Source organism: Mycobacterium sp. NGS27 (genome assembly GCF_059813005.1).
The window spans coordinates 74337-99242 of record NZ_JCALDT010000008.1; the positions used below are offsets into that span (position 1 = coordinate 74337).

Consider the following 24906-nt stretch of genomic DNA (forward strand, 5'->3'; position numbering starts at 1 on the left):
ATCGTCGCCGGGTGGCCACTGATCGGCTCAAGGTTCCACTACTGATGCAGATGGCGTCTCACCCGCTGCGCTGGGCGCTGCTAGCCGAGCTTGCAGCTAGTGACCGCCGAGTCCGCGAGCTGGCCACCTCCGTCGATGAGCCGCAGAACCTGGTCTCCTACCACCTGCGGCTGCTGCGAGGGGCCGGGCTGGTCGATTCGCGGCGCAGCGCCTTCGACGGCCGCGACAGCTATTACCACCTGAACTTGCCCCGGTGCGCGGCCGCGTTCGGCGAGGCCGCTGACGCACTGCATCCGGCGCTGGCATCCACAGCCGCCAGCACAACGGCGAGGGAATCGGTCCTGTTTCTGTGTACCGGCAACAGCGCTCGCTCACCAATGGCCGCGGCGCTCCTGCGGCACCGCAGCCATAGCCCGATCAGGGTGGCAAGTGCTGGCAGTCACCCCAAGGCACAGATCCACCAGTACGCGGTGCGAGTCATGCGTGAGGACTACGGCATCGACCTCAGCAAGGAACGTCCGCACCCGCTGACTGCAATGACCAGGCCGCCCTTCGATCACGTAATCACTCTGTGCGACAAGGTATATGAATATGTGCGCGAGAAGGGGCCGGCCCCAACGATGCACTGGAGCCTTCCCGACCCGGCCGCTTCCAACGACAGCGGCCGCACGCATTACACGCAATTCCGCGGTGTAGCGAACGAAATTGATACCCGCATCCAATACCTGCTACCCACTCTGGCGCACCACACCAACGCCGCGATGAAGTGAATGAGTGGCGACCACGTCAAAGGACCTGGTAGACAACAAATCCTATTGCTGACCAACCGCAAAGGAGCCGAACCCGTGCCGGTCGATCGACGCGATTTCCTCAAATACAGCGGCCTGGCCGTACTCGGCGGCGCTGGCGCCACAGTCGGCGGTATCGCCTGTTCTCGACCCTCGCCGCCGTCCCCGCCCACGGGCAAACCTGACTACACACTACGAATCGCCACCGGCACAGTCGAATTGGCCCCTGATCAGATCGTGTCAACCGTCGTCTATAACGGTCAGTTCCCCGGTCCGCTGGTGCGGCTGAAAGAGGGCCAACGGACATGGGTGGACATCTACAACGACACCGACACACCCGAACAGCTCCACTGGCACGGCCAGCACCTCGACGCCGACGTCGACGGCGCCGCCGAGGAAGGCACTCCTTACATCCCCGCTCACGGGATGCGGCGCATTTCCTTTGTGCCCGACCCGGCGGGCTTTCGGTTCTATCACACCCACGTGGTCCCGGGCGCCGACCTGTCCCGTGGCCAGTACAGCGGACTCGTGGGCCCGGTTTATATCGAACCCAAGCAAAACCCCGGCGCGTACGACAAAGAGATCTTCTTGACGCTCAAAGAGTTTGACCCCACGTTCAGCAGCGGTGGTGACATGGCCAACGACTTCCTCGCCGGCGAGGAGGATCCCGACCTTAAGGCGAAAGGCGAATCGGCCATGAGCGCCTCACTTGCCCAGGGTGCCCCCCACGGCTACGAGGTCGGCTACGGGGCATTTGCAATCAACGGGCGCATGCTCGGCCACGGCGATCCGATCCGGGTGCAAACCGGTCAACGGATATTGCTTCATGTTCTTAACGGCAGCGCCACCGAAAACCGCAGCCTCGCACTGCCCGGACACACCTTCAACGTCATCTCACTGGACGGCAATCCGGTGCCTAACCCCGCCCCCGTACCGGTGCTCTGGCTCGGGGCTGCCGAACGAATCTCGGCCATCGTGAATATGGCCAACCCGGGCGTGTGGGTGCTGGGCGATCTGTCCGACGATGACCGTGGACACGGCATGGGTGTCGTAGTGGAATACGCCGGGCGTCGCGGGGATCCGCAATGGGCACCGGCGCCACCCTTCAAGTGGGATTACCGTCTGTTCGCGGCACCCAACCCGACGCCTGCGACCCCACCCGATCACACCATCGACATGCTGATCGAGAAACGCAATGCTGCCGATAACGGCTTCAACATTTGGACGATCAACGGCACACCGTTTTCCATGGACACCAACAAGCCTGTACTCGAACTGAACCAGAACAAGCGATACCGGTTGCGCTTTCGCAACGCCACCGACGACCTCCACCCGATGCACCTACACCGGCACACCTTCGAAATCACCCACATCGCCGGCACACCCACCGCCGGCATACACAAAGACGTCGCGATACTGGGCGGCTACCAAACCATGGACATCGACTTCGTCGCCGACCAACCCGGGCTGTCGCTTCTGCACTGCCACCAACAGATACACATGGACTACGGCCTCATGACATTGCTGAAGGTCGCCTAACCGTCGATCGGGCACGAAATTCAAAGGAAGTCGCCTGCGCCGCGTTGTCAAGGTAGTGACCACCATTCGAGCTAGGTGAGCGGGACATCTCATGCGCTCTGTTCGTGAGGGCATCGACAGTCCATCGCCAGGTCCCAGTTCCAGTCGCCCATGCGCGTGATGTCGCTAATGAGGTGGTAGACCGCCAGTTGGGCTGCGTCGATCTCGACGCGTGCTTCGCCGGTCGTTGCGGTAGTCAATGCCTCGCCTCCTTTGGTTAATCGCGTGGCGAGTGATGGCGGGACCATGAGAACCGCCGTCGGGAGTCACACGTGGAATTGGTTGCGTCACATCCGCTCGGCCATCGTGGCCTGTCCTGGCCCAACGAGTTCATAGACGGCTTCTTTGCGACCTGTCATCGCCATCAACAGGGCTTCTCCGGTGCCGCTGACTTCTGGCCCGTTGCCGTGCCGCCAGGCGACGTCGGTGGCCTTGAGGCAGAGTCCTCGGGCGCGCCGCCCTGCGCCTAGTCGTGGGTTTCCAGGCACCAGCGGCAGAATTCGTTCCAGTCGATCAACGGGCACGGTGCGCGGATAGCCGAGTGCTCGGCGAATGTCCTGGTGGTGGACAGTTCCATCAACGAGCGCAATCATCCCACCAAAGCCAGCGGTAAGTCCTCGCGGACGGAGATGCCTGCCCAGGAACTCCATCAACTCCTGAGGGCACATGAGTGCGAACTCCTCGACACCAACGTCGTTGGCATGCACGACCCAACCCTTGGCGAAACGCTTCATCAAGCCATAGGGGGTCAAGTCTTCGTAGCTGACGATGTGGGCAACGACATCCTTCACCGTCCATGCCTCGCACAGGCTCGGCGCGTGCCACTCCTGCGGGGTGAGCGTTGTAAGGAACGAGGCCAGGTCGGCCCGCTCGTCATAGGCCATGGCCATGAGGGACTTCTCATCGGCGCTCATCGCGAAGCCTCCGTCATCGCAGTCTCGACATAGCGGCTCAGGTAAAGCGCCCAGCCCGCTTCGCCGTCAATTCCGTCCGCGACGGTGCGCCAGCCGCTGCCATGGCGATCAAGGTGTCGATGCTCCAACTCGACCCGCGTCCGATCACCGGACTCGGCGATGAAACGCACCTCGACCTCACTGGTCTTGGCGGGATCACTTTCCAGCTGCCAGGTTGGTCCAATGTCCCAGGAAAACACGACGCGAGACGGCGGCTGGTAGACGAGGACACGCGACCATTCACACCGGCTGCCGTCGATCCCGACGTCGTAGATGTGCCCGCCAACTCGCGGCTCGAAGACAGTCTCGGCAATCGGGACCGAAAGCAAATTGTGTTCGCGCGGCTTGATGGCATCGAATTTGCTGACGAACAGCGTGAACGCACGCTCAACGCCAGCGTCGACAACAACGCTCTTCCGTACTGGCTCGACATTTGATGAGCTCATCCGTCTTGCTCCCCTTCATCGGCGATCAGTTTGTATGCGTCGAGAGCCTTGCCCCAGAACACGTCAAGCTCCGACCTCAGTGCCTCAATGCCTTTGGGGTCTAACTGATAAACACGCCGCGTTCCCACAGCGCGATCCGAAACCAGTCCAGCGCATTTCAGCACCTTGAGATGCTGCGACACCGCCGGCCTGCTGACGGGCAAGCCATGAGCAAGCTCGCCCACCGCCATCGGCCCACCGGCAAGGCGTTTGAATATCGCTCGGCGGGTGCCGTCAGCGAGGGCTGCCCACGCATCGACAGTGTCTTCGTAAGCAACCACAAACGGTAAGTCTACACTTACCGATGTATTCCGCTATCCCGCACTTTGCTTGCCTAAATTGGGATGTGTTCACGATCAATCGTCGCAGCATTCGCATGCCCGCACCGGTGCCATCAATAATTTGACCTGACCCATGTCTGCATCCCTACCGCTGACCTCAGCGGCCATCGGCAAGACAAATAGCGCAGGTTCGGAATACGTGCACTCCGCCAGTACAATGTGCGGCCACGGTCTACATGCCGACCCCTGGCCCGCAGTGCGCCTTCACCAATTTCGATGGCCGTCATGCCGCACACGATGATGATGCGTAGAACGCGCCACAGCCCGCACACCCGCGATCTATCCGCCATGTAGGTCAGGCGATTCCCCTCCCCCGTCGCTGATCAATCCCCGGTCGACAATTAGGTCGTCAGACCACGGAAATCCTCGTCAGCGCGGTCGCTTTCCATCGCGGCGTCCAGTACCTCCCACCCTGTATCGGAAAGCCGTCCTCTACCGTTGCCGGCCACGAGCATCGCGGCGGCCACGTCGGCGGCGGTGTCGCGGTTCCGGGTGAACATATAGTCGAGGTTGGGCTCTGCCACGCGCACTGTTTTCGGCAAGCTGCCGGCAAGGATCTCACGCACAATAGCGACCAAGGCTGGTTCACCACCAAGTAAGCCGCCAGCAATCCCGCCGGGCGGCCCAACTGCGCGCCGCTCGAGCGCACTCCACGAGACGACCCCTCGGGAGGTGCTGAACGTGATGGTCGTGGCGACCATGTTGGGGGCTCCTCGGTTCGCCGGATCAGTGCCCGTGACGTCGGTCGCACACGAGCCCGCGGTAGGGCGCGCGCACACCGGCGTCGAAACATGCATGGCGTCCTGATGTGGGCTCAGCGGACTGTTCATTGGCCAATTGCGGATCCTCTCGGTTCTGCTCTTAACTATCGGTGCTCCGAGTGACATCTCCCCCGAAACCGGCCGATCAGATCAGTCCCGCAGCCGGCTCGGGTGCAAACCTCCACTGTCCCGACAGATAATGCTTTGGTGCACACACACTATCGGCGTTGGTCGACGCGGTGAGTCCGGTCATCCGAGACGGCAAGAGTTGGCCGATTGGTACGCGCGCGGATGTCGCATGGATCACCACGGCTACCTCGATCGGCGTCAGAATCACGTCGGCGATCCCGCCGATATTCGATGACTACGCCACCGTTTTACTGCCAAAGCCCCAAGCTGAAAAGCAGAGCCACGACCAGGCTATCGTCGCACTACTCACTAGACAGTCGCCGGATCAACAGTGGTGGATTGGTTACCTCGACACTGGGTCCGCGGACGTCGTTTTCCCTGACGCGCCAAGAGTGACGTTGTATGCGAACTGGCCTTATGTACTCGTACAGGCCGGACCAGAACAGGCCGCCTGCTGGCGGTCCGACGACTTATGGTCGTCGCGGTCAACTCGCCTGCCGGACCTGATGTTCCCGGTGGATCGGTCCTGGCTGGTGTCCACGCTGTGGGACGACGACTGGACCTGTGTCGGCGGGCCGGTTCCGCTCATCGACGGCTTCCTGAGCGACCCCGATCTGAGGACCCGCGTGCGGCGCGTCGGCCCCAAAGAGGACGCCACTCCACCCGGGCGCAACGCGATCTGACCGCCGATGGGAATCGGTGAATAGCGCCAGATTTCCCCGAACCGACTGGACGTGAACAGATCCCGCGGGACTAACGCCACGCTGGATAATCACAGTCACCCTCGCGCGCAAAGTACTTGACCGTAGCGGACTTTCGCGGGTCAACAGCTGCTCCCGCTCTTCGCGACGGGCGGATGTGACTTATCAGGATGCGATCAGCAATTTGTTCCCGCTGCGACGCGCAGCCAGGCGAATTCGCGCGAATCAGTCCGGGATGAGCCCAAATTCGTATCTGAGTGCTTGTTCCACGAGTGCGCTTCGCGTGCCGGCGGCCCAGGCCTCGACGAGGTTGTCAAGCCGTTGACCGTTTGCGGCTGTCACTCCTGACAGAACGACGGTGCGTGGAGCGGTTGCGTGGCGACGCCGCCGCGGGACTGCGTGCGAGGACGGGCGTTCGAATAGTTGGCCCTCCCCTACGGCGTATCGCTGGGTAGTCCAGGTTGTCGCCAGTTTCGTCGCGTGGGTTTCGATGGCGTCCAAGACGATGGCGCCCATCGTTCGGGCGAGTCCGCGGCGTACCTTCTTTTCGGCGATCTGGGTTCGGTAGAGCTCGTCGTAGACTTCCGCTGATAGCAAGACCTCGGGTGGACGGGTTCTTGTGCTCGGCCGTCCGGTAGTTGTCTGTCGCGGTTTTGTGGGCTGTTCCGGGCTGGTCGTTGCTGGCGTGGTTGCGCGGGCCGATTCAGTCGCGGGGGCGCTTGCGAGTACCGGTTCGATGACCGAGGCACTTGCCGGCCGCGGGTCAGAGTGGGCCGGTTCGGCACTGACAGCGGTGTCTGCCGGTTGTGGCGAAACCGGCGGTGGAGTCGGCGCGGCAGCGGCGCGTGGACGGGCCGGCCACAGTTCGTCCAGGTCCTGATTGAGCGCCTCGGGGTCGAACAGCGGCTTGCCGCGGGTGCGTGAAGGGCTCATCCGACCCGCTCCCCCGCCGTCACTGATTCGTATCGGCCGAGCCGTGTGACGATTTGGCGGACGAGCTCTTGGTAGTCGGCGGCAAGGCCGGTGGGGTCACTCGTCCACATGGCGCGCTCGGGACTTTGGTTGTCGCGCAGCTTCGACAGTCGAGCTCGGCGGTCGTCGTTGGCTAGCGCAACGAGTTCGCCGGCGGTTTTGTGGAGCGTTCGCATGTCGACGGCGGCCGCGGGTGCGGAGCGGATCGTGATGTCGAACGGCGTTGTCCCGCTGCCTTCGAGCATTTCGCTGACTTGATCGAACACGTCCTGGTTGCGCTTTTTCGCTCGTGGGTTGACATCGAACAGCAGCACACCGAGAAGTTGGATGGAGGCACCGAGTTTGCGTGCTCGCCAGAAGCGTCGCGCCAACCGTTCGACACCGCCCAGGCTGGCTTGGTCGTCGCGGGTGGGGATCAACAGATAGTTGGCGACGGTGAGATAGGTATCGAGCAGCGGTACGTCACCTGGACCTGAGTCGATGAGGACCAGGTCATAGCCTTCGTCTTCGCATAGTTTGGCGAGCTGGTTTTCCAGGTTGGCGGCCATGTCAATGCCGTTCTCGGCCATCAGGTGAGCGCCGGCGCCGACGACGGCAAGTTGTGGACCGCCGGCGACTACGTCGAGGTTGGCCCGTACGTTGCGCACCGGGACAAGCGGCGCACCGAATTGCAGGGTCTGGGCCAGTGATTGTCCGCGGTCTCCGTCGACGCCGAGATCTTCGACGGTGACGTTGGCCTGTGGGTCGCCGTCGACGACGAGCACGCGACGGCCCCTTTTTCCCGCGGCGGCGATCATTTCCGCCACTGCGGCGACGGTCGTTGACTTTCCAACTCCGCCTTTCTGATTCGCTACGAGGATGGCCCGCGCATCGGGCCCAGTCATTGTCATGCGTCGCAACGTACGTACCCACCCGCGAGATGTCATGTAGGCGCACGGACGTGAAGTCGAACCGTTACCTAGCCCACTATTTGGACGTTGCGACCGACGGTCCTTCGCCCGTGGGCCCGGGCGGCGATCGGCCCGTGTGGTCACGGCACTGTGCTGCCGTCAATTCGGACGTCTGCGCGTCCGGGACATGTTGTGGGTGCACGGGTGGTCGCTAGAGCGTTGCGACCGCCGTGTGTTCACGCGGTGGGCCGCACGGGTAGTTGGCTGAGGCGTTGGACGTTGCGCCACACGGGCATACGTGCGTTGTCCGTGCGTGTGGCAACGCGTCGGTCAGCCGACAACGATGCGGCGCTAGACCCGGCACCACAGGCGTCACTGCCACGTACGCAGATTCGCACATAGGGCGGGCAGTCACCCGTTGATGACCCTCATGTTATCCGGTGCGATACCCGCGAGTCACACGTCTCGTTATCCGGTTATCGCCCGGATATCGCAGGTCACACGGGCTATATGGACGCGGCAGTGGGGGAGCCTGGTCGTGCAGCGGGAGGACCCTTCACCGCCCCTCGTGTCCGATGCGGCGCCAGGGCACTGAGTCGCGGCTTCGGATTCTCATGGGCGTAAGGCGAAATCAGCCCGGGTTCTTGAATGCGGCGGCGTGCGCACTCGGGTCAGCAACGTGACCTCAGTATCGTGTGCATTTGGCGTCGCCGCATGAGCCCGACGGCTCATCGTGGAGCGGCGGGGCTGTCAACGCGCCTTAGCGTCGCCCCGGTTCGAGGGGTTGTGGGTCGGGGAGGATCTCGCGGCCCTCGTTGTAGTCGTGCTCGATTACGCGCAGCTGGGCGACGATAGCTTCCTCGATGAATTGGGTGATGGTGTAGCGGCGGCCTGTGACGCGCTCGACGATGCGCACAGCCGCGCGGGCCCTGTGGTGCAGCTCGGTGGGGACATTGACCTTGCTGAGGTCGCTGGATTTGGCGGGGCCGTCCACGGAGCTAGGCTTTGATGGCTGCTGGGCGGAACATTCCTTGGCGCTTCATATGGTCAATGACGTTCTCGTAGTCTTTGCTGACGTCTTTGGCTCGGTATCCATACAGCGGGACGGGAAGGTAGTTGGTGTAGGCCTCATCCACGATCGAGCTACGTCGGACCGCCGGTGTGACCTTGTCACCGAAGCCTTCCTGTAAGTACTCCATCTGTTCGCGGTACACGCCGCCGGTGCCTGGCACGGCGCACGGCACGATGGCCAAAAGCGGGATGTCGATCCTGAAGGTCTTTTTGATGATCGCGAGTTCTTGCAAGAGCGCCTGGATGCCTTCTGATTCCTTGCCTGCTGGTTTGGTGCACATGATCAATCCCCATCCGCCGGAAGGGCCGTCCTCGTCGACTGAGGACGCGATCAGTGCCGTGGTGACTAGTGCGCTGTTGGAGCCGGGGGAGTCGATGAGGGTGACGTCAACAGGAGTGGCCGCTTCGAGGGCATCCCGCAGGCGCAGTACGCCTCCGGTCACGGCCGGTAGTTCGACCATCAGTTTGTCCAGAGTCGAGCGGGCGGCGGGCACGACCGTCAGGTTGCCGATGTGCATTTCGGTGGCCTCGTCGGTGGTGTATTCGGGTTCGCCGGCGTCGGTGAAACCCTGGATGATGCGAGCGGGCCGTTCGATGTCGTCGATTGTGGCTTGCTGGCGTAGTACATCGGCGATGGTGACACCGCTGATGTCGGGGTAGCCCAGCCAGGTGCTGGCGTTTGCTTGGGGGTCGAGATCGATGACGCGCACCCGCAGGCCAGAGCCTGCGAGCTGGATGGCGGTGGTCACGACGGTCGTCGTTTTCCCGACGCTGCCAGACATGTTGGCGACGGTGTAAGTGGACATCGATAATCTCCTTTGAGCATGGGGCGGGTGATGCAGCCTGCATCACCCGAGGCGGTTGTGACGGTCGATGCGGATGGTTTAAGCGCCGGCGGTCTCGAGCTGGCGGTGTTCCCATGGAGTCGGTTGGTAGCCGGCTCGGTTGATGAGCAGGTTGACGTGGGCGACGGCGTCGTCGTCCCAGGCCTTGTCTTTGAGTTCCGCGGTGTGTAGTTCAGCCGCGGCCACCGCACGGTGCCAGGCCCGTGCGTTTCGCGCCTTCTCCGCTGGGCCGTCAGCGGTGGCGTCCCAGTCCCGTAGCAGCGCGCTTACCGCTGATGTTGCGCTGCGCGCGGCCACGCCGGACAGGTATTGCGCCACCAGTATCTTGAGGAGCTCGGCGTTGGAGGGCTGCTGATTGATCAGTACCGCGCAGAATTCCCGCCTTGCGCGTTGGGCCTGGGCCGCGGCTTGGGCGTCTGCCTGTCGCTGGGCGGCTTCCGGAGACGGTTCGTCACTGTGGCCTGGATCCTGCCCTGTTTCTTCTCGAGGCGGGGGTGCGTTCGATTCGGCTGGCGGGTCGAGAATTTCAGCAGCGCCCGGCTGAGCGGCCGGGTCCGCGGCGGCCGCGTCGCCGATGCTCGACGTCGTCGACGTCAACCCTTCGCCGGCCAGGGGCCGTGCGTAGAGATCTAGGGCCCCTGAGGCGGGGTTGATGGCGCCGATGATCTCGGCGCCGGGCTCGTAGTCGGGGACGCGGTGGAGGTGGTAGTTCTCGCCGAGCTCGGCGCGGGGGTCCTCGACGAGGGGGATCCCTAACTCGTCGGCCTTGGCGCGGGCAGTGCGCTCGGCGATGACCCGCTCGGCGGCGCGGGTAGCGATCATCCCACGCGTGAGGATCAGGTGCAGGGCCTGCGTTTGTTCTTCGTGGCGCAGGTCGCTGAGCTGGTCGGGGTCCTTGGTCTTCTGCCAGCGCCGAGGCGGGCCATAGGGCAGCTTGCCGGCCAAGGCCGCGGCCTCGGCGCTGGGTAGGCGGCCGTCGTCGACGGCGTCGCGGACTTCGGGAGCCAGTAGCTTGAGCGCGAGCTTGCGCGACACTGTGGCTTGGTCGACGCCCAGTCGCTCGGCAATGGCGCGTTGGGAAAGTCCAATCTCGGAGTAGCGCGCGTACAACTCGCCCTCGGCAAGGTCGGAGAGGTCTTGGCGGCCAAGGTTTTCGGTAGCCATCGAGTCCAGATCGCCGTCGTCGACCATGATGGCGTCGTCGACGACGGCTGGGACGGTGTCTCTGCCGGCTTCGATCGCCGCGACGCGCCGGCGGTGACCGTAGACCAGTACGTAGCGCGCAGTGGCAGCGATGTCGGCGGCCGATGGTCGCGCCGCCATGAACGCATCGCGGGTGACCACCAGCACGGGCAGCCGTACGCCGCTGGCACGTACCCCGTTGAGGAGGTCTTCCCATTTGGGATCGCCAGGCTGCGGCTGTGATCGCCGGGGATCGTTGAACGGGTGCGGTGCGATCTCGGCCACGTGGATCTGGACGACCCGGTGCGCTTCGTTGGCGACCATGGCTGACATGCCCGCGATAAGGCCGGTTTCTTCCTCCGACGCCGCGGAGTCGGTAGCGGGGGAGGGGTCTGTGCTTGGTGCGGCGTCTCCGCCGGCCAGGGCCGCGAATCGGTTGGCGGTTTTGCGTCCGGCTGGCTTGGCTCGGCGGGCGGGGCGGGCTGTCGTTTGGGCCACGAGCACTCCTTTCTAAATACCGGTATTAGAGTAATAAATCGCGCGGCGCCTCAGCAAGCCTTTTGGCGCCTTTGCACGCTTGACCAAAGTGCTGCGGCCGTGATGCAGCGTGCATCACCCAACCCTCGAAGGCCACCGCAAACAAATCCTTCGTGTCACGTGACGATTTGGGGAGCGGGGGATTGGATAGCACGCGGTAGGGGCCTGGAAGACTCTGACGGGTTCACTCGCGTGGTCCCCATCATGGCAGCTCTTCGCGACACTGGCGAGACATGGGCCGCGCGCCCTGCGGTCATCGGGGAAAACGCATAGCGCATACCGAGCGCATACCGGGCGATGCGCCTCGCGCATACTCGCAGACTGCCTACCGGCATCGGCGGCTCGCGCATTGTGCTTTGGTGCGCGCGGTTGTCGCGCTGACTTCTTCGCTTCCCGAATTCTGCGGGGTGCGAACCTTCGCGATGGCTGCGCGAGGGCATGATTGGCGAACGGGATAGGCGATCTATTTGCCGTGTCCGCTTTATGTGCTCTACTGCGAGCGCGCGGGCAAAAGACCCATTGCGAAAGGGGTGACCGATGGCTGAATCAGACCTGGTACGGGAGTTGAGTGCCCGCGTTCTCGCCCAGGACGACAAGGTCCCGACTACCTTCCGTCTCAACCGGCGGACCCTCAAACGGCTTCGGACTCAAGAGAAACGCTGGTCGACATCGATGTCGTTCATCGTCGAGCGCGCCCTGGAACCGGTGCTGACCCAATTGGAGGAAGCCAAGCTGCCCACCGATGGAGCCGGTGCCGATGACGAATAGGTACGACGCGGTCGAGGTCGATGCGCACCAGGCCTGGTTTCTCGCCGACCACCTGCGCGTGGGGGCCTATCCGTGGATGCTGGCGATCACCGCCCCTTATGTCGATCCAGCGGAGCGGGAACCATTCAACCAGCGCTGCCTCGCGGAGCTGGCTGAGGCCGGCGTCATTGACGCAGAGGGGGACATCAAACCGTCTGTCGCGCAGGCGGTTAAGACCGTATGCCAGCCGCGCCAGTGGCTGGAATGGCGCACGATGATCGATCCCGAGCAGATTTTGCGGGGGGTGCTGGCGCGCACCTCACCGCCAGATGCCGTGGTCGCGTTGCGCTACGCGCAGATGGTGACGCTCACGCCGCTGCAGCTGACCCACAGCGAAGCGATCGTGCCGATCATCACCGCGGGATTGCCCCCCGATCAGCCGCCGGCTCGCTTCGAGGAGTTCTCACTGCCGATGGACACCGGCAAAGCCATCGACGACCGTGTCGCTCGTGGCGCTGACTTGATGGAAGCCCTCGTCGAGCTGGGCATCCCCGAACGAGAAGCTGAGATCATGGAAGTGGCCCGTGCTGGCGATCGCATCACCGTCGAACTGACCGCCCATGAGGCCACCAACGGCGCTCACCATCACACCGATGTCAGTGTCAACATCATCAGCACCGAGGTCGGGCAGATCCTCGTCAGCCCCACACCGGGGCAGCCTCGTGCCGGCGGGGTGTCCATTTTCGCTCCCGCTGAACCGTTTTCGATCGCCATGGCGGTGCGCGACCTCACCGAACGCCTCCCCTCGGGCTCGTGGTTCCCCGACGAAAACTTCAGTATCTGACCCTCTACCAACCCGAAAGTAGAAACCGAAGCGATGAGCACACCTTCTGATTCCTTCCCCCAAGACGACACCCCCCACCACGAACAGCCCACCTCAGACCAGCGCTACCCCTATCCTTCTGGGGCCGCCCCCCAGGAGGACGGCAGGCAGCCCAGCAACGGGCCAGACACCGGGCCAGGGCAGCGTGTGCGGTGGCCGGCGGCACCGCCTCCGCAGCAGGGGTCTACTCCCGGCGGCGAGGCGCCGCATCAGCCGCTGCCTCCTCCGCCGACCCGCGCGCCAGTGCCGCCGCCGTCGCGGCCACAACATGCGGCAGCGCACGGAGCGCCAACGTTCAAGCTGCCTGAACCGGCGCGGCCCAATGCCGAACCGCGCCAGCCGGATCCCGCTTGGCAGGCTGTCGAGGAGACGTCTAACGACAAGACCGCCGAGATCTCACTCGACCAGATCGCCGCGCACCGCGGCCAGCCCCCGCAGCACGAGCAAGGCCTTGACGGCTTTTTCACTGACACGCCGCTGCCGCATGAGCAGCACCTGCCGGCGGGCTGGCCTTCGACCGGGCCCTCGCAGCCGCCGGCCGCTGACCCGCACCAGCCGCTGTTCGGAGACCAGCCAAGCTCACCGGCAGCCTTCGCGCCCAGCGGCTACGGCGCGCTTGACGAAAGCCAACAGTTCGTCACCTCGCGGCGCCGACCTGTAGGCAAGGGCTGGCGAAAGCTGGTGTCGCAAATGACCTTCGGGCTCATCACGCCCGGGCCCAGCGCCAAGCAAGAAGAGCACGACAAGCTCATCCGCAGTATCACCGCACCGCTGCTCGACGTCTACGTGGTGGCGTTTGTCAGCGCCAAGGGTGGCGTGGGCAAGACGACCATGACCGTCGCCGCGGGCAGCGCGATCGCCCGCGAGCGTGGGGATCGGGTGATCGCCGTGGACGTCGACACCGATCTCGGCAACCTCTCGTCGCGGTTCGAGCAAAAAGGCGGCGCCGACGCCAACATCGAGGCGTTGTCGTCGCTGCAGGACGCCAGCAGTTATCCAACAGTCGCGACCTTCACCGTGCAGAACAAAGACCGCCTCGAAATGCTTGGCGCTCAGAACAATCCACGCTCCTCGTACACGTTGAACACGCAAGACTTCGAAGCGACGATGAAGATTCTCAAGAAGCACTACAACGTCATCCTGCTCGATTGCGGCACGGCGATCACATCACCGCTGTTTTCCACCATCGCCAATCACGTCGACAGCCTGGTCGTGGTGGCCTCTCAAGCCCCGGATGGACTCAACGGCGCCTGGACCACCATCCAGTGGCTGCAGGCGCACGGTTTCGCGCGGCTGTTGCCCCGCACGGTGATCGCGTTGAATTCGACGTTCAAGAACAAGCCGTTGGTGGACCTCGATGACGCCGAACAGGAGTTCACCGCCAAGATCCCGGGTGTGAGCGTGGTCAGGATCCCCTACGACGTCCACCTCGCCGAGGGACGCGATGTCACCTTCGTGGAACTCAAATCGCGAGCCCGAAAGGCCCTGATGGCGTTGGCCGGCTCGATCGCCCAGCACTATCCCGCCCGGGGGCCGCATCAGCACCGAACGACTGAAACTGGGGGTTTCTGATCGATGGATCCGGCCGCCGCTACCGGCCAAGTCCGCGTCGCCATCATCGGTGAAGACGCCGCGGTGGACTTGGCCCTGCCGACCACACTCGCCATTCGGGAACTGATTCCGCGGATCCGGGCAACACTGGCCACGGGTCGCGACGACGACGACGTGCCAGCCGATGCCGTCAACGACGACGGGTTGCGCCCTTACTCGCTAGCGCCTCTCGGAGGAACACCGTTTAGCTTGGACGCCACCCTGGCCACGCTGAACATCGATGACGGTGAGCAGCTCATCTTGTGCAAGCTGCCGCCGGGCCCCACGGCGCCGCCAGTGGTCGAAGACATCGCTGACGCCTCGGCGATTCATTCGGCCAGCCAGTTCAAGCCCTTCGAGCACGCCATGTTGCGCACCGCCGCCCAAGCGGTGGTGGTCACCGCGGCGACCTTAACGTGCGGCCTGGCGATCTATGGCTGGCACCGCGGCTACCGCGTGTGGTCGGCTGCAGCTTTGGGTGCGCTCGCGGTGGTCTTCGTCGCCGTCACCATCTGGCTGTACCGGCGCGGCCTGCTTGCTACCGCCGGCCGCCTGGGTCTCGCGGCCGCGGCGCCGCTGGCGTTGGCCGGCGCCGCGGTAGTGCCGGGTGATGCCGCGGCGCCGCGGGTTTTCCTGGCGGCGGCTTTCCTGGTCGCCTGGTCGTTGCTGCTGCTGGCCGTCACTAATAGTTGGGTGGCCACCCACACCGCGGTCGTCGCCGTGACGGCCACCGTCGCGGCCGCGGCCGGCGCCCGCATCCTGTGGCACTTGCCGTACTTGTCCCTGGGGTGCGGAGTCCTTGCGGTGTCCTTGCTGTTGGCCTCCAACGCCCCCACGGTGTCAGCGATGTGGGCGCGCTTCCCGCTACCGAATGTGCCCGCACCAGGCGAGCCCACACCCGCCGCGTCGTCGCTGGCCGAACTGGAAGATCTGCCCCGTAAAACCGCGACCTGCAACTCCTACCAGAGCGGTCTGATCGCGGCCTCGGTGATCTTGTCGGTGATCGGATCGGTGCTGGTGGTGTGGTTGCCTGACGCACCGCCACTGTTGGCGTGGTGGCTGGTGGTGGTCACCACCACCGTCACCGTGCTGCGGATGCGGATCTGGGACTCAGCGATCCCCGCACTGTGGTTTCTGGCGACCCCTTTTCTGACCGCGATCGCGTTGACGGTGTCGTTCACCGCCGCCGGCCACCTGGTCTCGGGCCTGTACGCGGCAGCCGCCGTGGTGGCTTTGACGCTCGTGCTGCTCGGCGCTGCAGCCATCAAACCGCGCGAGCTTTCCATCCCGCAGCGCCGCTGGCTGGACCTGTTCGAAAACGCCCTGCTGATCACGATTCCGCCGGCCATGTTGTGGCTCATCGGCCTGATCAGCCTCATCCGCAACCGAGGAATACTGTGATGATCCGCCGACTGGCCTCACTCGCCGCGACCATCGCTGTGCTGGTGGTGTCTAGCCCCGTGCCTGAGGCCGCCGCGCTGGCATATCCCGTCGTCGACCCAGCTGCGCTGCCCCCTGACGGTCCGCCCGCTCCAGGGCAAGAAATGCGCCAGAACGGCCAATGCCAGGTCTACGGCGCAATGCCCGGGTTCGACCCGGCCGCGGTGCCTCCCAGCCAGGCCATGCTCAACCTGCCCGAAGCGTGGAAAACCTCACGCGGCAGGGGAGTGGTGGTCGCGGTGATCGATTCCGGTGTCACACCACAGCCACGCCTGCCCAACCTCGCCCCGGGCGGGGATTACATCGATCCACCCGCCGGGGGTTTGTTCGACTGCGATGGACACGGCACCGCGGTCGCCGGGCTGATCGCAGCCCAGCAAGGCCCTGACGGATTCGCCGGCGTGGCCCCCGAGGCCGCGATCGTCTCAATCCGACAAACCTCAGCGCAGTGGGCACCCAAGACACCCTCAGGACAAGATGCCCAGCAAGCAAAGACCGCCGGCGATGTCGCCACGTTGGCGCGGGCGGTCCGCCACGCCGCCGACATCCCCGGCGTCCGCGTCATCAATCTCTCGCTGATCGACTGCTTCCCTGTCTACAAGCAGGTCGACCAAGCAGCGCTGGGCGCGGCCGTGCGCTACGCCGCGATCGACAAGGACATCGTCGTGGTGGCCGCAGCTGGAAACACCGGTGAGAGCAACTGCACCAGCAATCCGCTCACCGATCCCAATCGTCCCGACGATTCCCGAAACTGGGCCGGCGCCACCACCGTCTCCACCCCATCGTTTTGGCAGCCCTACGTCTTGTCAGTGGGCTCCCTGACCCCCGAAGGGCAGCCGTCGAACTTCACTATGGCTGGCCCATGGGTGGGCGTCGCTGCACCCGGTGAACAGGTCGTCTCGCTCGGCAACGGCCCAAACTCGGGCATCATCAACGGTCTGCCATCCAGCAAAGAGCCGTTGGTTGCCATCAACGGGACCAGTTTCGCGGCAGCCTACGTCTCCGGCGCCGCCGCCCTGGTCCGCTCCAAGTTCCCCAACTTGACCTCCCGTCAGGTGGTCAACCGCCTGGTCGCCTCGGCGCACAACGCCGCCCGTGCACCGTCCAACCTCGTCGGGGCCGGCGTCATCGACCCGGTAGCCGCGCTCACCTGGGACATCCCTCAAGGTGACGCCCTGCCGGCGCAAATGCCGATCGTGCGAGTCGCCCCGCCAGCACCACCGCCACCGGATAATCGGCTGCCGCGCCTGATCGCCTTCGGTGCGGGCATCGCGGCGATCGCCGCCGCCGTCATCGCTGTCACCGTGATTGGAATGCGCCGTGGTCGCACCACCCGCTAGCCGCGAGTCGTCTCGATTCTCCCCAGCGTGGCCCAGCTGGCGGCGCCTGACAACACTGGCCTCGCTGCTGCTGCTCGGGTGGGCGACGCTGCTGCCGCCAGGGCGAACACCCCAGTGGTGGCACTACGCCGCGGCGGTCGCGGCGGTCGCCGCATTCGTGGGGTCCTGGCACGGCCAGCACGTGTCGACGACGGTGGCCCGCTGGACTCCCATGGCGTGGCATAACCGCCGTCAACGCTCCCAACGCACCGGTCACCGCAGGCGCAGCGCAACCCCGGCGCAGCCGCCGCCGACGCCCCGGGAGAGCGCGCTGCAAGCCCGCATCGTCATCCACCTGCGCACCCATCCGCATGCACTGAGCGCCCCCGGCGACCACAGCGACCAGCTTCCGTGGGAGTTCATCACCGCTTGGCTGGATCGTTATGGGGTGCGCGCCGACGCGCTGACCATCTGCTCGGTGACCCGCACCCCACCGGCCAGCGGATTGCGCAGCGACTCAGCGCCGCTGCTCAGCGGCCGCAACAGCCAGCACCGCGACACGTGGCTGAGCTACACATTGCGCGCAGAAAACAACGTGGGGGCCTTGACCGCCCGCCGGACCACACTGAGAACTCCTCCCGGCGTGACCTCCGACGACGACACCTCGCAATCACAACCGCATCGCGCGGCGCTAGCCGACACCGTGGCGCGCCGGCTTATCGCCGAACTGCGGGAACGGGGATGGCTGGCCACCCTCAGCGACGAGGAAGAACTTCCTCGGTTCGTACCGCCGTCGGCAACGGTGCGCAAGGAAACCTGGACTGGCACAGAGTATTCCGATGGCTTCCGCGCCGTGTACGCCGTGGATCCCGCAGCGCTGCCCGATGTCCTGGAAACCCTCACCACCCTGCACACCAAGGCCACCTGGGTGGCGGTCACCATACGCTCACGCGGCCGCCAACCAGCCACCGTCGAAGCCGTGGTCGGCACGCTGACTGCCAGCCGGCCGCCCCGGCAACTGCCGGGCCTTACTGGGTTTCACGGATTGCATCGACACATCGCGCCGGTGCTGGCAGCCACCGGCATCGATGCGGGCGCCGACGTCGAGCTGCCGGCGACCGAGGTGGCGCCGTCAACACTGGCGGCGCTGCGGTGGCCGACGGCGGCGATCGGTGTTCCGATCGGCTATAACCGCGCACGCCAGCCGGTATATCTGGGGCTGGCCTCACCGGAGCCGGTGCGGATCACGGTGACCGGCACCCGACAGTTCCACATCGGCATCATCGCCCGCCTCGCCTTATCAGGCCAGCCGGTTGCCCTCTACACCGCCGATCCACGCCAGTGGACCGCTCTGGCCAATCACGCGGCGCCGCAACAATTCTCGATACGCCCTACCACACCGCCGCCTGACGCGATTGTCGTCAGCGACGCCAGCAGCGATGCACCCACCGGTGCGATCACGGTGACACTGCGCCGCCCGCAGTCTGCTCAGGCTCCCGCCACGACGATCGTCATCACCCAGGACGGCCGGCACCCGGACCTGTTCTACATCACCACCGCGCATGGCCGTCAGTGGCTTAGCACGCGCCTTGTTCCCGTGCCCAACGAGTAAGCGAGGTCAAAGGTCATGTCGACTACCCCAGAGGAATTCCTCGCCGATACGGTCGAGCTGCCTGAGCGGATGCCGGCGTTACCGTTCCCTGCCGAGTCGGCGTGTCGACTAGGTTCAGGGTTTTTTTGAGTGCAGTCTGGGGATGGCGCGGTGGCTGGTCAGCAAACCAGTCGCGGGAGGGTTTCGCTTGGTGGGCTGGCGAGTTTTCTGGGTTCCGGGTGCATGCTCAGCTCAGGGTGTGCGACCGCGGCTGTTAGCCGGCTGGGTTAATCTCGCGAATCGCGAAGAATCGGTTGGGGTTCGGCCGGGTGACCCTATCTTTTTGTCACCGGAGCGGTGAGTCGACGCGCGGCTGTCCGCGTATGCCCAGACGAGAGTCTTTCGCGGTTACACCGCTGAGACACGGCGCAACCATGTGACCGACCTGCGCTTATTTTTGACCTTTCTGTGGGCAAAGAAGGTGGGTTGGTGGGAAGCGACCCGTGATGATGTCGAGGACTATGAGCATTGGCGTCGGTTCGCCGAGCACAATCCTCGCCGTATCGGCGGGGCGAAGTGGGATCGTGAATTGTCAGCGTTGGCAAGCTTTTACGCTTGGGCTTCCGAACACCGGCATGTTCCGCGTAGTCCCGTAGCGATGAAGCGTGTGATCGCTCGTGATGGCGCGGCGGTCACGGTGCCCGCGGCACGGGCGAAGGATGTGCGCCGCAGTAATGTGCACTGGCTTACGCCTCGCAGCTGGCGGCGGTGGATTGATGTCGGGCTACGCGGCTATACCTGCGACGGTGTGCTTGACCGCGGTTGGGGTGGACGTTTAGAGGACCGCAACGTCGCTTATGTGCGGCTGATGGTGACATCGGGTCTTCGACGAGCCGAGGGTGGTTCCCTTCTGACAGTTGAAGTCCCGGCCCGTCGCGGGGATACGAGCCGCTACTGTCGAGGACGGATCGCCGCCGAGGTCACCAGGGCGAAGAAACCGAGAACGTTCTACGCTGCCGCTGATGCTGTCGCTGAGGTGGAGACTTACTGCGATTCCTCCCGCGCGCTCGCGGTCCGCGGCGCGCAGCAGGCGCGGCGCTATGAACGCCTGGTGGAGCGGCGTGTTGTCACTGAGATAACCCGCGGTCTTAGCCCGCTGGTGGTATGGCGGTGCCCGGATGGCTCCATCGTGCGACGTGAATTGAACAGCCTGACCGTCAATGAGCGAATTACCCTGTTTGTTGAAGGCGAACATGGGCTTGAGCCGTTGTGGCTGTGGCTGAATGAGCAGGGACTGCCGTTTCAGGTGCATTCGTGGGACGGTGTTTTCACCGCGGCTAATCGCCGATGCGATACGGTCCTGACTCCGCGGCAGCGGCTCGGGTTGGATCCGCACAAGGTGTATGCGCCTTATGCCACACCGCATTCCGCACGGCACAGCTTTGCCCTCTACATGCTGGTCGTGCTGAATTCTTTGATGGATCAACGGTATGGGCTGACACCTGAGGATCGTCGGGACTTCCGCCATCTCTACGGCGATCCGTGGTTCATGGTGCAAAATCTCCTCGGTCACGCTTCCCGGGAAACCACCGTTGAGCGTTACCTCGCACCGGTAGCTGATCTGCAACTGCGCTCGATGCTGGCAGATGCTGTCGATCCGGTGCCAGCGCCCATGCCTGAGCTGGATGCCGTATTCGCGCGTATTGCCCGGGAATCGGAAGGCATTCAAGACGTTGATGACTTCGGTTGGGCAGGCGGCGGCACATGACTGTGCGTGGCCGGCCCGCAGTGCTTCCGCCTTCCGATCACCGTCGACCCAAGGCGCTGGCACCGCAGGGCTTGGTTGTTTTCCACTGCAACGCTGCGGGCCGGGTCAAGGAATATGACTTCGCCACGTTGCCGGTTGACGAAGCTTTGCAGCGATCGTTAGCGGCGTTGTTCGCCCGCCGCTGCGTGCCACAAACCTGGACCACGCATAGGACCTCGCGCGGCATGTGGCGACAAATCGTGCGGTTCGCCGAATTCCTCGTCGAGCAACCAGAGCACGTGCGCGATCTCGATGATCTCAGCGCCGCCATGGTCAGACGGTGGCGCAATAGCGTGGTCATGCTCAACGACAAACGCCCCTTCACTGAGGTCGCGCTGCTGTTGCAAGAGGATCCGCGACTGCAGTGCGGGCCGGTGGCCGACGAACTTGTGCGCCGCTTCAGGCGAGCGCAAAGCGCCACACAGTCATACAGCCACGACGAGTTTCAGCTCATCAAGGTCGCGGCCCGACGGACCTTCCGCGCCGCGTTAGCGCGCATCGAACATAATGCTCGGCACTTGCACCGTTGGCAGCAAGGGGAATTCGTCGGAGACAGCCCGGATTGGCTGGTCGGGCACGCGTTGAGCGTTCTCGCCGATACCGGGTCCATGCCCGAGTACACGATGAAGAACGCCAGAACCAAAGAGGGAGCGCATCTGCTCAAAAAGCGATATCACGGACCGCTGGGTGGCACCAGGGCAGAGGTGACGTGGCAGCGGCTGTTTTTGTCCAGGATGGAGGCGGCAGCGCTGGGGGTGCTGATGATGGCCGAATACGGGTGGAACTTGTCGGTCATCGACGGGCTGGCGGTGCCTAAGGCATCACCTGATGCTGGCCACGATGGTCGGCCGACGTATCGGGTGGCTTTGGAAAAGCCGCGACGCGGCGCTGGGCGGTATCACGAATCCAGGAACTTCACCGATGACGGTGCCGCCTCGGCCGGGCGGTTGATCACGCAGGCCTTGCGGGCGACCCGTTTTGCTCGCGCGTTGGTCGAACAGATGGCTCCGGGAACTGACCGGCTCATCGTGTGGCGCACCGGCAACCGCGGTCATGTGTGGGTGCGCGGGGACCGTCATCCTCCTGTCGGGGATTTCCGTTTCGGGGTGTCGTCTTTTGACGCATCACTGTGGGCGCAAGCTCAAGGGTTGACCGGTTCGCCATTTCGTCGCGGTCGCAGAACGGTTGTCGCCCTGGGCCGCCGTGAGCCCACGCAACACTCTGAGCAGACCTTCGATCGTAGTTATGCCTTGGTGGACAAGCGTGTTCAGGCCGAAGCCGTCGAGGTGATAGCCGCGGGTGCTGAGGATGCGTTGGGTCGTGCTCAAAAGGGGGTTCTGGTCGCCGAATTGCGCGACCGGCCGGCAGCGGGCGATGTTGAGACAGCGACAGCCGATTGCGCCGACCCTGCGTCAAGCCCGTTCGCAACCTCACCCGAAGACGGCTGCACAGCTTCGTTTTTGATGTGTCTGGCCTGCCCCAACGCGCACGTCCATCCCGGACACCACGCGCGACTGGCGCATTTGCATCAGGCTTTAACGAATCTGCGCTCGGTCCTTCCCTCCAAGACGTGGCGTCGCGATTGGGCCGAACACCATGGCCGCCTTGAAGACCTCAAAACACGTCTTGGCGATCCGCTCTGGGAGCAAGCGCTGTCACAACTGACCGATACTGACCGCGGTCTGGTCGATCATCTGCTGGTGGGAGTGCTCGACACATGAGCACTGCGGCGCAAGATGATCCGTACTTGTTGCTGATGCCTGGGCCGCGTAGCCCGGTGGTGGCACCAGATCTGGTCAAACCTATTCACGCCCACCTCAACCCGTACTACGGGGATCCTGTGTGGTCGCTTGCTGCTCTGACAGAAAACCCTTCGGCGGTACGGCCCAAGATCCACTGGAGAAACTGCCCCGCAGCGTTCGAGAACGAACTGCGCCTTGCTGTCTGGTGTCTTATCAATGGCGAGCTGCGCCCCACTTTTGTCCGCAGCCGCGGTACCAGGATGCGAACGCGCCCGGCGGTCTCGACGCTCATTACCATAGTGCGTCACTGGCTAGAACTGGCCCAATGGCTCGACAGTCGCGGCGTCCGGGGGCTGGCCGATTGCGACACCACCACCCTTGATGGCTACGGTCGGTATCTGCTGGCGACCAAGGCCGAAGTCCGCTCCAGCGCGCTTCGGCGCCTGGTCGCACTGACTCGATTGTGGGCGCTCGACCAAATCAGCCCCGCCCCAACCGGTCTTGGGCAACCTCCGTGGGAAACCACCGGAGTCGACGACTATCTGCCAAGGCCAATCCCGTTGGGTAATGAGAATGCCGCTGCGCCGTTAGCTGAGGAAACGCTCGGGCCGCTCCTTGTCTGGGCCATGCGCGTGGTCAACGACCTAGGCGACGACATCCTTCGCGCGCACGCCGAGCATGCGCGTCTGCTCAATGCGATACCCGACAGTGCGCGTCCCGAGGGCCGACGGGCATTGTGCGCCTACCTTGATGCCCTTCTTGAGTCCGGTGATCCGTTGCCCGTTCATATCGAAGGGGACCGGGTCACGTTCGTGGCCGCCTACATTTGCGGTCGCGTCGGCGCTGCGAAGTCGCAGATGAAGGAATATCCGCGCCGCGACCAACTGCTGGCGGCCGCGACGCAACGCCTGTCGGGCTGTCCGCTTGGCATCCCGATCACCGGCCGCATCGACGGAAAGCCCTGGCGCGACGACATCGACTACGTGGAAGCGTGGCCCTTGTGGCGCCATCTCGGTACGGCGGCATTCATCGTGTGTGCCTATCTCACCGGGATGCGCCCCAGCGAAGTACTTGGTCTGACAACGGGTTGTTGCCCTGACCCCGAGCCTGACGCCGCGGGCACAGTCGGGCGACACTTGATCCGCGGCCGCGAATACAAAAGCGCGGTCGACGAACACGGCAACCATCTCTCCGCCGGGACGGACCGCGACGCGCCGTGGGTGGCAATCACCCCCGTCGTCAACGCCATTCGCGTTCTGGAGAAAATGGTTCCCGACGGGGGGCTTCTGTTCGACTCATCGGCCCACGATAGATACAACCAACCCACCGCGACGGGTTCAATGGTCCATAGGTCGATGCGTTCCAGGATCGATGAATTCGTTGACTGGGCCAACACTCAAGCCGCACGACACAACCTGGCCAGCGAGACAATCCCGCCCGACCCGCACGGCAGAATCGGGCTCAAACGCTTCCGCCGATCCCTCGCCTGGCACATCGCCCGGCGACCAAATGGACACGTCGCACTGGCCATCCAATACGGGCATATGCGTTCGGCCGTCGTCTCCGGACGCTACGCCTCGCGCGGCCGCGACGGTATCCACGACCTGCTCGACATCGAAACCGTACGCGCCGTAGCCGACACCGTCGCCGAACTTCGAGACCACCTCAACGACGGCGGTGGAGTCTCGGGCCCAGCGGCCCGCGACGCCATCAAAATCGCGGCACACGCACCCACATTCAGCGGGACAACGATCACCGCGAAAACCGCTCGCCGGCTCGTCGCCAACCCTGACCTGATGATCTACGACAACCCGCAAGCGTTACTGCTGTGCCGCTACAAGCCAGACCGGGCCCTATGCCAACGCGACGGCATCAAAGATGCCCCCAAGCTGGAAGCTTGCGATCCCCGCTGCGGCAACGTCATACGCACCGATCGGCACGCCGCCCAGCTACGCACCCGCGCCGACCAGCTCGAACAACAGGCCACCCACACCCCCCAACCGATCGGTGAACGGCTGCGCGCCAACGCCGCAAAACTCCGCCACTACGCCGACACCCACGACAACACGCGCGTCACCTCGAGCGGGGAAGACAAACACCACCTGACCGAGGAGCCCATGTGACCGCTGCACTCGACGAACGCGACCGCATCCGCGCCGCCATGGACCGCATCTTCGCCGGCACACCCCAGCGTTCCAACGGTGCACTGACGATCGTTGCCCTCGCACAAGAAGCCGACGTACCCCGCAACGCCCTAACCCAACGCCACACCGACCTGAAAAACCAGTTCTACCAACAGGTACGGGGAAAGGGCGGACCATCAGAACTGGAGACAAGACTTCGTAACACCATTGCAAAGCTTCGCAAGACCATCGTCAACAAGAACGGCGAGCTTAAACAACTCCGAACAGATGTCCCCGCCCTCGTACGCGTCGTCAACCAGCTCACCCTGGAAAACGATCTACTACGCAGCCAGTTAGCCCAATCCGGACGCACAGTCATTGCGTTTCCCAAGGTGCACCCGCCCATGTGAAGGCCCCCCAAAGGTTATGCC

General features: G+C 64.2%; 22 protein-coding genes. 13 read left to right on the forward strand and 9 right to left on the reverse strand.

Features of this window, described 5'->3' with window-relative positions; translation table 11 throughout:
- The first annotated feature begins 11 nt into the window (after positions 1–11).
- Entirely contained in the window at positions 12–770 is a 759-nt protein-coding gene (locus tag AC5Y30_RS21100) for an arsenate reductase/protein-tyrosine-phosphatase family protein (RefSeq protein ID WP_225337313.1), read from the forward strand.
- A gap of 75 nt (positions 771–845) precedes the next feature.
- Positions 846–2327 (forward strand): multicopper oxidase family protein, encoded by a 1482-nt coding sequence (locus AC5Y30_RS21105; protein WP_225337314.1) that lies wholly within the window; start codon positions 846–848, stop codon positions 2325–2327.
- An 89-nt stretch (positions 2328–2416) separates the two neighbouring features.
- On the opposite strand, the gene AC5Y30_RS21110 is transcribed toward AC5Y30_RS21105, so the two are convergent.
- The 5 genes from AC5Y30_RS21110 to AC5Y30_RS21130 all read right to left on the reverse strand — a co-directional run bounded on the left by AC5Y30_RS21110 (position 2417) and on the right by AC5Y30_RS21130 (position 4846).
- Positions 2417–2566: a hypothetical protein gene (locus tag AC5Y30_RS21110; protein WP_225337315.1), complete on the reverse strand. Its 150-nt coding sequence runs from the start codon at positions 2564–2566 to the stop codon at positions 2417–2419.
- Positions 2567–2653: 87 nt separating this feature from the next.
- Positions 2654–3280 (reverse strand): maleylpyruvate isomerase family mycothiol-dependent enzyme, encoded by a 627-nt coding sequence (locus tag AC5Y30_RS21115; RefSeq protein WP_225337316.1) that lies wholly within the window; start codon positions 3278–3280, stop codon positions 2654–2656.
- Positions 3277–3765, reverse strand: a complete 489-nt coding sequence (locus tag AC5Y30_RS21120; RefSeq protein WP_225337317.1) for an SRPBCC family protein — start codon at positions 3763–3765, stop codon at positions 3277–3279. The genes AC5Y30_RS21115 and AC5Y30_RS21120 overlap by 4 nt, the downstream gene beginning before the upstream one ends.
- Entirely contained in the window at positions 3762–4085 is a 324-nt protein-coding gene (locus tag AC5Y30_RS21125) for an ArsR/SmtB family transcription factor (RefSeq protein ID WP_225337318.1), read from the reverse strand. The genes AC5Y30_RS21120 and AC5Y30_RS21125 overlap by 4 nt, the downstream gene beginning before the upstream one ends.
- Before the next feature lie 401 nt (positions 4086–4486).
- Complete coding sequence (locus tag AC5Y30_RS21130) at positions 4487–4846, reverse strand: hypothetical protein (RefSeq protein WP_051641682.1); 360 nt, start codon at positions 4844–4846, stop codon at positions 4487–4489.
- A gap of 287 nt (positions 4847–5133) precedes the next feature.
- On the opposite strand from AC5Y30_RS21130, the gene AC5Y30_RS21135 reads away from it, so the two are divergent.
- On the forward strand, positions 5134–5718 hold the full coding sequence (locus AC5Y30_RS21135) for a hypothetical protein (RefSeq protein ID WP_139813795.1): 585 nt from the start codon (positions 5134–5136) through the stop codon (positions 5716–5718).
- 947 nt (positions 5719–6665) lie between these two features.
- Here AC5Y30_RS21135 and AC5Y30_RS21140 read toward each other — a convergent pair.
- The 4 genes from AC5Y30_RS21140 to AC5Y30_RS21155 all read right to left on the reverse strand — a co-directional run bounded on the left by AC5Y30_RS21140 (position 6666) and on the right by AC5Y30_RS21155 (position 11194).
- The gene (locus AC5Y30_RS21140; RefSeq protein WP_036473497.1) at positions 6666–7598 is read right to left on the reverse strand and encodes a ParA family protein; all 933 of its coding nucleotides are present in this window, start codon (positions 7596–7598) and stop codon (positions 6666–6668) included.
- A gap of 760 nt (positions 7599–8358) precedes the next feature.
- Positions 8359–8592, reverse strand: a complete 234-nt coding sequence (locus AC5Y30_RS21145; protein ID WP_051641681.1) for a hypothetical protein — start codon at positions 8590–8592, stop codon at positions 8359–8361.
- A gap of 4 nt (positions 8593–8596) precedes the next feature.
- Positions 8597–9475 (reverse strand): ParA family protein, encoded by an 879-nt coding sequence (locus tag AC5Y30_RS21150; RefSeq protein WP_036473494.1) that lies wholly within the window; start codon positions 9473–9475, stop codon positions 8597–8599.
- Between the two features lie 78 nt (positions 9476–9553).
- Positions 9554–11194, reverse strand: a complete 1641-nt coding sequence (locus tag AC5Y30_RS21155; RefSeq protein ID WP_036474044.1) for a ParB/RepB/Spo0J family partition protein — start codon at positions 11192–11194, stop codon at positions 9554–9556.
- Between the two features lie 576 nt (positions 11195–11770).
- Between AC5Y30_RS21155 and AC5Y30_RS21160 the strand changes: the two genes are divergently transcribed.
- The 10 genes from AC5Y30_RS21160 to AC5Y30_RS21205 all read left to right on the forward strand — a co-directional run bounded on the left by AC5Y30_RS21160 (position 11771) and on the right by AC5Y30_RS21205 (position 24885).
- Positions 11771–12001, forward strand: coding sequence for a hypothetical protein (locus tag AC5Y30_RS21160; RefSeq protein ID WP_081284089.1), 231 nt, complete (start codon positions 11771–11773; stop codon positions 11999–12001).
- The gene (locus AC5Y30_RS21165) at positions 11976–12824 is read left to right on the forward strand and encodes an ESX secretion-associated protein EspG (RefSeq protein WP_225337319.1); all 849 of its coding nucleotides are present in this window, start codon (positions 11976–11978) and stop codon (positions 12822–12824) included. The genes AC5Y30_RS21160 and AC5Y30_RS21165 overlap by 26 nt, the downstream gene beginning before the upstream one ends.
- Before the next feature lie 33 nt (positions 12825–12857).
- Positions 12858–14435: a MinD/ParA family ATP-binding protein gene (locus tag AC5Y30_RS21170; RefSeq protein WP_036473488.1), complete on the forward strand. Its 1578-nt coding sequence runs from the start codon at positions 12858–12860 to the stop codon at positions 14433–14435.
- 3 nt (positions 14436–14438) lie between these two features.
- Positions 14439–15854, forward strand: coding sequence for a type VII secretion integral membrane protein EccD (gene eccD / locus AC5Y30_RS21175; protein WP_036473487.1), 1416 nt, complete (start codon positions 14439–14441; stop codon positions 15852–15854).
- Positions 15854–17233 carry a type VII secretion-associated serine protease mycosin gene (mycP, locus tag AC5Y30_RS21180; protein WP_036474042.1) on the forward strand — a complete coding sequence of 460 codons (1380 nt, stop codon included), beginning with the start codon at positions 15854–15856 and terminating at the stop codon, positions 17231–17233. The genes eccD and mycP overlap by 1 nt, the downstream gene beginning before the upstream one ends.
- Positions 17214–18824 (forward strand): hypothetical protein, encoded by a 1611-nt coding sequence (locus AC5Y30_RS21185; protein ID WP_225337320.1) that lies wholly within the window; start codon positions 17214–17216, stop codon positions 18822–18824. Before mycP ends, AC5Y30_RS21185 begins: the two co-directional genes overlap by 20 nt.
- A gap of 352 nt (positions 18825–19176) precedes the next feature.
- Positions 19177–20571, forward strand: coding sequence for a site-specific integrase (locus tag AC5Y30_RS21190; RefSeq protein ID WP_081285079.1), 1395 nt, complete (start codon positions 19177–19179; stop codon positions 20569–20571).
- A gap of 71 nt (positions 20572–20642) precedes the next feature.
- Entirely contained in the window at positions 20643–22331 is a 1689-nt protein-coding gene (locus AC5Y30_RS21195; RefSeq protein ID WP_081285078.1) for a hypothetical protein, read from the forward strand.
- Positions 22328–24475 (forward strand): hypothetical protein, encoded by a 2148-nt coding sequence (locus AC5Y30_RS21200; RefSeq protein WP_064942977.1) that lies wholly within the window; start codon positions 22328–22330, stop codon positions 24473–24475. The genes AC5Y30_RS21195 and AC5Y30_RS21200 overlap by 4 nt, the downstream gene beginning before the upstream one ends.
- A complete protein-coding gene (locus AC5Y30_RS21205; protein WP_036473482.1) occupies positions 24472–24885 on the forward strand; it encodes a hypothetical protein in 414 nt (137 codons plus the stop codon). The genes AC5Y30_RS21200 and AC5Y30_RS21205 overlap by 4 nt, the downstream gene beginning before the upstream one ends.
- The last annotated feature ends 21 nt before the right edge of the window (positions 24886–24906 follow it).

Excerpts from the sequence above, each read along its gene's own strand:
- AC5Y30_RS21165 (WP_225337319.1), top strand. The coding sequence starts at position 11,976 with ATGGAGCCGGTGCCGATGACGAATAGGTACGACGCGGTCGAGGTCGAT.
- AC5Y30_RS21200 (WP_064942977.1), top strand. The coding sequence starts at position 22,328 with ATGAGCACTGCGGCGCAAGATGATCCGTACTTGTTGCTGATGCCTGGG.
- AC5Y30_RS21140 (WP_036473497.1), bottom strand. The coding sequence starts at position 7,598 with ATGACAATGACTGGGCCCGATGCGCGGGCCATCCTCGTAGCGAATCAG.
- eccD (WP_036473487.1), top strand. The coding sequence starts at position 14,439 with ATGGATCCGGCCGCCGCTACCGGCCAAGTCCGCGTCGCCATCATCGGT.
- AC5Y30_RS21115 (WP_225337316.1), bottom strand. The coding sequence starts at position 3,280 with ATGAGCGCCGATGAGAAGTCCCTCATGGCCATGGCCTATGACGAGCGG.
- AC5Y30_RS21120 (WP_225337317.1), bottom strand. The coding sequence starts at position 3,765 with ATGAGCTCATCAAATGTCGAGCCAGTACGGAAGAGCGTTGTTGTCGAC.
- mycP (WP_036474042.1), top strand. The coding sequence starts at position 15,854 with ATGATCCGCCGACTGGCCTCACTCGCCGCGACCATCGCTGTGCTGGTG.
- AC5Y30_RS21160 (WP_081284089.1), top strand. The coding sequence starts at position 11,771 with ATGGCTGAATCAGACCTGGTACGGGAGTTGAGTGCCCGCGTTCTCGCC.
- AC5Y30_RS21170 (WP_036473488.1), top strand. The coding sequence starts at position 12,858 with ATGAGCACACCTTCTGATTCCTTCCCCCAAGACGACACCCCCCACCAC.
- AC5Y30_RS21130 (WP_051641682.1), bottom strand. The coding sequence starts at position 4,846 with ATGGTCGCCACGACCATCACGTTCAGCACCTCCCGAGGGGTCGTCTCG.
- AC5Y30_RS21150 (WP_036473494.1), bottom strand. The coding sequence starts at position 9,475 with ATGTCCACTTACACCGTCGCCAACATGTCTGGCAGCGTCGGGAAAACG.